This window comes from Achromobacter dolens, assembly GCF_902859745.1.
Lineage (GTDB): Bacteria > Pseudomonadota > Gammaproteobacteria > Burkholderiales > Burkholderiaceae_B > Achromobacter > Achromobacter dolens.
Window position 1 is genome coordinate 1 of record NZ_CADIJW010000097.1, and the last position, 6,168, is coordinate 6,168.

Consider the following 6,168-nt stretch of genomic DNA (forward strand, 5'->3'; position numbering starts at 1 on the left):
GGCGACGAATCTGCCGCAGGGCAGCAAGGCGGTGAGTCAGCGATGATTCTCTCGAACCGGCGGTCAGCGAATTTTGCGTAAGTCGGTGCAAATCAGGCAGAAGCCAGTTGCGCGATCTGCAAAAATTGTGCTATAGTCTTGGGCTTGGCTGGTGATGGCGAATCAGGGTTTACCCGATAGGGTGGTCTGAACAATGTTGCAAGCCGACTGGGCGGTAACCAACCTCTGGAGCGATCCGGAGCTGCTGCGAAGTGAAGCAATTCACAAAGCGGCGGGGTTGCAGGATAGGATGCAAATTAGGCAAAAGCCGGTTGCATAATCTGCAAAAGTTGTGTTATAGTTTCAGGCTTGGCAGTTACCGAAAACTTAGGGTTAACCCTGATATTTCGATAGCTGCTAAAGAGAAAGCCGGGTGCGAACCTGGTGAGACCTGAAGAGGTCGTAGGCAAGACAGCGAAGCGAAGTGAAGCAAGCAACGCTGACTTGACAAACGATAAAAACTTCTTCATAATCTCGTTTCTCTGCTGCTGACACAGCGATCGATGCGAAAGCGAAATCGCCGAAGAAGGCAGAAGATGCAGTAAGTAGTACAGAATTTAGCAGTACCGCTCTTTAACAATTAAACAACCGATAAGTGTGGGCGCTTGATGCGAGTGCGCAGTGGCTGGTTTTTAAAACCCGTCACAAGCACAATGAAATCAAGTGCTCACTAGAAGTGAAGTACCTTAGATGTCAAGTCTAAGCACATACCTCACTTCCTTTGAGTAGCGACGTATGACTCGGTTCTTCGGAACTAAGAAATACGAAACAAATACAGAGATTAAACTGAAGAGTTTGATCCTGGCTCAGATTGAACGCTAGCGGGATGCCTTACACATGCAAGTCGAACGGCAGCACGGACTTCGGTCTGGTGGCGAGTGGCGAACGGGTGAGTAATGTATCGGAACGTGCCCAGTAGCGGGGGATAACTACGCGAAAGCGTAGCTAATACCGCATACGCCCTACGGGGGAAAGCAGGGGATCGCAAGACCTTGCACTATTGGAGCGGCCGATATCGGATTAGCTAGTTGGTGGGGTAACGGCTCACCAAGGCGACGATCCGTAGCTGGTTTGAGAGGACGACCAGCCACACTGGGACTGAGACACGGCCCAGACTCCTACGGGAGGCAGCAGTGGGGAATTTTGGACAATGGGGGAAACCCTGATCCAGCCATCCCGCGTGTGCGATGAAGGCCTTCGGGTTGTAAAGCACTTTTGGCAGGAAAGAAACGTCGTGGGTTAATACCCCGCGAAACTGACGGTACCTGCAGAATAAGCACCGGCTAACTACGTGCCAGCAGCCGCGGTAATACGTAGGGTGCAAGCGTTAATCGGAATTACTGGGCGTAAAGCGTGCGCAGGCGGTTCGGAAAGAAAGATGTGAAATCCCAGAGCTTAACTTTGGAACTGCATTTTTAACTACCGGGCTAGAGTGTGTCAGAGGGAGGTGGAATTCCGCGTGTAGCAGTGAAATGCGTAGATATGCGGAGGAACACCGATGGCGAAGGCAGCCTCCTGGGATAACACTGACGCTCATGCACGAAAGCGTGGGGAGCAAACAGGATTAGATACCCTGGTAGTCCACGCCCTAAACGATGTCAACTAGCTGTTGGGGCCTTCGGGCCTTGGTAGCGCAGCTAACGCGTGAAGTTGACCGCCTGGGGAGTACGGTCGCAAGATTAAAACTCAAAGGAATTGACGGGGACCCGCACAAGCGGTGGATGATGTGGATTAATTCGATGCAACGCGAAAAACCTTACCTACCCTTGACATGTCTGGAATGCCGAAGAGATTTGGCAGTGCTCGCAAGAGAACCGGAACACAGGTGCTGCATGGCTGTCGTCAGCTCGTGTCGTGAGATGTTGGGTTAAGTCCCGCAACGAGCGCAACCCTTGTCATTAGTTGCTACGAAAGGGCACTCTAATGAGACTGCCGGTGACAAACCGGAGGAAGGTGGGGATGACGTCAAGTCCTCATGGCCCTTATGGGTAGGGCTTCACACGTCATACAATGGTCGGGACAGAGGGTCGCCAACCCGCGAGGGGGAGCCAATCCCAGAAACCCGATCGTAGTCCGGATCGCAGTCTGCAACTCGACTGCGTGAAGTCGGAATCGCTAGTAATCGCGGATCAGCATGTCGCGGTGAATACGTTCCCGGGTCTTGTACACACCGCCCGTCACACCATGGGAGTGGGTTTTACCAGAAGTAGTTAGCCTAACCGCAAGGGGGGCGATTACCACGGTAGGATTCATGACTGGGGTGAAGTCGTAACAAGGTAGCCGTATCGGAAGGTGCGGCTGGATCACCTCCTTTCAGAGCTTAGTGCTCGTGTTAAGCGTCCACTCTTATCGGTTGTTTGATATAGCTGGGATCGGTTGTGGGCTTGGGTAGAGGGACTCCTCCCTGTGTCCATGACTTCTGACTACTGATCCGAGAAGGTTTTGGGTCTGTAGCTCAGTCGGTTAGAGCACCGTCTTGATAAGGCGGGGGTCGTTGGTTCGAATCCAACCAGACCCACCAAGTATTCGCAGGTAGAGATGCCGTGAATATGGGGGTGTAGCTCAGCTGGGAGAGCGCCTGCTTTGCAAGCAGGATGTCATCGGTTCGATCCCGTTCACCTCCACCAAGACCTGCGCCTGGTGGGATGTAGAGGCTAACTCATAGCGTCGTGCGGATAATATCTGCCCGGTCTTATGAGTTGGGTTTTACTCAACAGCTATATTCGTTCTTTAACAATCTGGAAGAAGCACAACGAAATGTGCTCATCGAGTAATCAGCTTGCTGATGAAGATGGGTACGGGTTGTGATTGCATTAATTTTGTTCCAAGTTCTCAAGACTGGGGTGAATAACCTCAGACTGCTTTGAAACTTATGAACGGCACAAACGCTAATACTCAGGTCCTATAGCCTACAGCGTTATAGGATCAAGCGACTAAGTGCATATGGTGGATGCCTTGGCGATCACAGGCGATGAAGGACGTAGTAGCCTGCGAAAAGCTGCGGGGAGCTGGCAAACAAGCTTTGATCCGCAGATATCCGAATGGGGAAACCCACTCCGCAAGGAGTATCCCTGACTGAATACATAGGTCAGTGGAAGCGAACCGGGTGAACTGAAACATCTCAGTAGCTCGAGGAAAAGAAATCAACCGAGATTCCGAAAGTAGTGGCGAGCGAAATCGGAAGAGCCTTCACGTTTTAGCATGCAAGATAGTCGAACGGAATGGAAAGTCCGGCCGTAGCAGGTGATAGCCCTGTAGACGAAATTTTGTGTGTGGAACTAAGCGTGAGAAAAGTAGGGCGGGACACGTGAAATCCTGTTTGAAGATGGGGGGACCATCCTCCAAGGCTAAATACTCGTGATCGACCGATAGTGAACCAGTACCGTGAGGGAAAGGCGAAAAGAACCCCGGAAGGGGAGTGAAATAGATCCTGAAACCGTATGCATACAAACAGTAGGAGCCTCCTTGTGGGGTGACTGCGTACCTTTTGTATAATGGGTCAGCGACTTACATTCAGTGGCAAGGTTAACCGAATAGGGAAGCCGTAGCGAAAGCGAGTCCGAATAGGGCGATTCAGTCGCTGGGTGTAGACCCGAAACCAGATGATCTATCCATGGCCAGGTTGAAGGCACGGTAACACGTGCTGGAGGACCGAACCCACTAATGTTGAAAAATTAGGGGATGAGCTGTGGATAGGGGTGAAAGGCTAAACAAATCTGGAAATAGCTGGTTCTCTCCGAAAACTATTTAGGTAGTGCCTCAAGTATTACTGCGGGGGGTAGAGCACTGTTATAGCTAGGGGGTCATGGCGACTTACCAAACTATGGCAAACTCCGAATACCCGCAAGTACAGCTTGGGAGACAGAGCACCGGGTGCTAACGTCCGGACTCAAGAGGGAAACAACCCAGACCGCCAGCTAAGGTCCCAAATTATCGCTAAGTGGGAAACGAAGTGGGAAGGCATAGACAGTCAGGAGGTTGGCTTAGAAGCAGCCATCCTTTAAAGAAAGCGTAATAGCTCACTGATCGAGTCGTCCTGCGCGGAAGATGTAACGGGGCTAAGCGATAAACCGAAGCTGCGGGTGTGTACTTTGTACACGCGGTAGGAGAGCGTTCTGTAAGCCTGCGAAGGTGGCTTGTAAAGGCTGCTGGAGGTATCAGAAGTGCGAATGCTGACATGAGTAGCGATAAAGGGGGTGAAAAGCCCCCTCGCCGTAAGTCCAAGGTTTCCTGCGCAACGTTCATCGGCGCAGGGTGAGTCGGCCCCTAAGGCGAGGCAGAGATGCGTAGCTGATGGGAAGCTGGTTAATATTCCAGCACCGTCGTACAGTGCGATGGGGGGACGGATCGCGGAAGATCATCAGGGTGTTGGATGTCCCTGTTGACGTATCGAAGATGGCGCTTAGGCAAATCCGGGCGCGTAAATCAAGGGTACGGCACGAGCGAGCATTGCTTGCGAAGTGATTGGAAGTGGTTCCAAGAAAAGCCTCTAAGCTTCAGCTGTACGAGACCGTACCGCAAACCGACACAGGTGGACGGGATGAATATTCCAAGGCGCTTGAGAGAACTCAGGAGAAGGAACTCGGCAAATTGATACCGTAACTTCGGGAGAAGGTATACCCCGGTAGTGTGAAGCGCCTGCGCGCTTAGCATGATGGGGTCGCAGAGAATCGGTGGCTGCGACTGTTTATTAAAAACACAGCACTCTGCAAAGACGAAAGTCGACGTATAGGGTGTGACGCCTGCCCGGTGCCGGAAGGTTAAGTGATGGGGTGCAAGCTCTTGATCGAAGCCCCGGTAAACGGCGGCCGTAACTATAACGGTCCTAAGGTAGCGAAATTCCTTGTCGGGTAAGTTCCGACCTGCACGAATGGCGTAACGATGGCCACACTGTCTCCTCCTGAGACTCAGCGAAGTTGAAGTGTTTGTGATGATGCAATCTACCCGCGGCTAGACGGAAAGACCCCATGAACCTTTACTGTAGCTTTGCATTGGACTGTGAACCGGCCTGTGTAGGATAGGTGGGAGGCTTTGAAGCGTGGTCGCTAGATCACGTGGAGCCATCCTTGAAATACCACCCTGGTTTGTTTGCGGTTCTAACCTTGGTCCGTTATCCGGATCGGGGACAGTGCATGGTGGGCAGTTTGACTGGGGCGGTCTCCTCCCAAAGTGTAACGGAGGAGTTCGAAGGTACGCTAGGTACGGTCGGAAATCGTGCTGATAGTGCAATGGCATAAGCGTGCTTGACTGTGAGACTGACAAGTCGAACAGGTGCGAAAGCAGGACATAGTGATCCGGTGGTTCTGAATGGAAGGGCCATCGCTCAACGGATAAAAGGTACTCTGGGGATAACAGGCTGATACCGCCCAAGAGTTCATATCGACGGCGGTGTTTGGCACCTCGATGTCGGCTCATCTCATCCTGGGGCTGTAGCCGGTCCCAAGGGTATGGCTGTTCGCCATTTAAAGAGGTACGTGAGCTGGGTTTAAAACGTCGTGAGACAGTTTGGTCCCTATCTGCCGTGGGCGTTGGATACTTGACGGAGCCTGCTCCTAGTACGAGAGGACCGGAGTGGACGTACCTCTGGTGTACCGGTTGTCATGCCAATGGCATTGCCGGGTAGCTAAGTACGGAAGAGATAACCGCTGAAGGCATCTAAGCGGGAAACTCGTCTGAAGATTAGGTATCCCGGGGACTTGATCCCCCTAAAGAGTCGTTCGAGACCAGGACGTTGATAGGTCGGGTGTGGAAGCGCAGTAATGCGTTAAGCTAACCGATACTAATTGCTCGTGAGGCTTGATCCTATAACACTGATGGTTATGACCTGGTGATATAGCGTTCCAAGTGTCGTTCAATACAAAATCTGGCTGCCCCGTCAGCAGCCAGCCAACACCAATTACACCCACTGTGCGTTGATCATCGAGTCACACTCTGATCGCCACACGTTGCGCTTCTTCCAAGATTGGAGCGGTTGTCCCCAAAGACAATCTCTCAACCCGTTACGCCTGACGACCATAGCAAGGTGGTACCACTCCTTCCCATCCCGAACAGGACAGTGAAACGCCTTTGCGCCGATGATAGTGGACGGACGTCTGTGAAAGTAGGTCATCGTCAGGCTTTTATTGCTCA

The 6,168-nt window shown here is 52.1% G+C and carries 2 tRNA genes and 3 rRNA genes; all 5 read left to right on the plus strand.

What is annotated here, in order from left to right:
* Positions 1-822: 822 nt before the first annotated feature.
* Positions 823-2,353: ribosomal RNA gene (locus HV783_RS29065) — 16S ribosomal RNA — on the plus strand.
* 130 nt (positions 2,354-2,483) lie between these two features.
* Positions 2,484-2,560: transfer RNA gene (locus HV783_RS29070), tRNA-Ile, on the plus strand.
* Between the two features lie 30 nt (positions 2,561-2,590).
* Positions 2,591-2,666: transfer RNA gene (locus HV783_RS29075), tRNA-Ala, on the plus strand.
* 296 nt (positions 2,667-2,962) lie between these two features.
* Positions 2,963-5,843: ribosomal RNA gene (locus HV783_RS29080) — 23S ribosomal RNA — on the plus strand.
* A gap of 200 nt (positions 5,844-6,043) precedes the next feature.
* A 5S ribosomal RNA gene (gene rrf, locus HV783_RS29085) occupies positions 6,044-6,156 on the plus strand.
* The 16S, 23S and 5S rRNA genes sit together here with 2 tRNA genes alongside, the layout of an rRNA operon.
* The last annotated feature ends 12 nt before the right edge of the window (positions 6,157-6,168 follow it).